General features: G+C 36.1%; 1 protein-coding gene and 2 pseudogenes. All 3 read left to right on the top strand.

The annotated features are described in order from the left end of the window. Positions 1-291: pseudogene (locus HMPREF0083_RS10050) on the top strand (transposase); the annotation flags it as partial. A gap of 156 nt (positions 292-447) precedes the next feature. Further along, a pseudogene (locus tag HMPREF0083_RS10055) lies at positions 448-720 on the top strand (transposase); the annotation flags it as partial. Positions 721-730: 10 nt separating this feature from the next. After that, positions 731-1,441, top strand: a complete 711-nt coding sequence (locus HMPREF0083_RS10060; protein WP_021621191.1) for an alpha/beta hydrolase — start codon at positions 731-733, stop codon at positions 1,439-1,441. Positions 1,442-1,655: the final 214 nt, after the last annotated feature.

A 1,655-nucleotide genomic window follows, 5' to 3' on the forward strand; every position in this document is an offset into this window, starting at 1 on the left:
AGTCAATATATTCTCCAATCCATCATGTCATCGGGTAGCTTAAATGATGGAAAAGCAGCTATTCCTTTGCTTAAAGGTTTGCAAACACTACCCTTATCCGTTCGCTATGGCATCATGGATGCAAGGTACGATTCTGTTCCGATTTACCAACAGATTTACCGTATGGAGGCTCATTCTATCCTTGCTTACAACAAGCGAGATGAAGGTGAAACGCTCGGATTTGATCCACACTTTGCCCCTACATGCGTACGAGAATATTCATATCGTTACGATAGCTATGACCCAAAGTATCTTGAGTTTTTGGAGACAAACATAGAGATTTGAAATTCCAGGTAGCGCAAGAGCCGATTAGGGCATTCAAGTCACAGGCTAGAGGAGTATTGGGCCGGATATTTGAGACCGGTCGTAATAAGTAAAGTGTATAGGAAGGGGCTTTTTAGACAGCCCCAAGCAACACAAGAAGTCAAGGAATTTAGATTTGCCAAGGGAAAAATCTGCCTACATTGTAGTGCTGAAACTGTATCAAGAAACGGTAAGTATAAAGGGAAGCAACGATATATTTGTAAATCCTGCAAGAAGACTTTTACCGACTTCACAAACTTTGCCACTTACAAAAGCAAGAAAACATTAGATAAATGGCTTAATTACGCTAAATGTATGATTGCAGGTTATTCCATTAGAAAGAGCGCTAAAATTGTAGAGATTAGTATTTCATGGAGGATAAATTGTAATGATAAAAAATAATTTTAAAATAGAAAATATCCCAGCGATTTTGTGGGGTGACAAATCAGATAAGTTATTTGTGGTGGTGCATGGTAACATGTCAAACAAGGCAGATGACTCGATTATTGTATTTGCAGAAGAAGCAACAGCAGTAGGTTATCAAGTGCTTAGTTTTGATTTACCTCAACATGGTGACCGTAAGGATGATACTTATCTTTGCAAAGTTCAAAACTGTGTTCAAGACCTTAATACAATTATGACCTATGCAAAATCGTTATCAAATAATATAAGCATTTTTGCTTGTAGCATAGGAGCGTATTTTAGTCTATTACAATATAGCCATGAGCCGTTGAAGCAGTGCTTGTTTCTCTCGCCTGTGGTAAATATGGAACGTATCATAAACAATATGATGACATGGTTTAACGTAAGTGAGAGTAGACTAAAAATAGAGAAAGAAATTTCTACACCTATTGGACAAACTCTCTATTGGGATTACTACTGTTATGTGAAAGAACATCCTATTGTTGCTTGGAATAATCCAACTTCAATTCTCTATGGTTCAGAAGATAACTTATGTGAGTTTGACATTGTATCTGAATTTGCTAAACGTTTTAACTGTAATTTGCAAGTAATGGAGAATGGAGAACACTATTTCCATACTGAGGAACAGTTGCAGTATTTCAGACAATGGCTGAAAAAACATATATACGTTAAATGATAATAAAAAATGATTGATGTATAATCTCCTTTAAAAGCGAATTAAGGGCAGTCAAAATGGCTTCCCTTAAAAATTATATAATTTCAACATTGTTTTAAAACATCGTCTTTTGAATAAAAAAGAGGCCTCCGGAAAGTCAGCCTAACCGACTTTCTGGACAGCCCCATTTTCTTAATTATATTATTTCACACCTGTTGATTATCCATAAGGTGGA

It is taken from the genome of Aneurinibacillus aneurinilyticus ATCC 12856, assembly GCF_000466385.1.
In the GTDB taxonomy this organism is placed as follows: domain Bacteria; phylum Bacillota; class Bacilli; order Aneurinibacillales; family Aneurinibacillaceae; genus Aneurinibacillus; species Aneurinibacillus aneurinilyticus.

What these genes read in the sequence shown, in the direction of transcription:
- HMPREF0083_RS10060 (WP_021621191.1), top strand. Translation starts at nt 731, where the DNA reads ATGATAAAAAATAATTTTAAAATAGAAAATATCCCAGCGATTTTGTGG.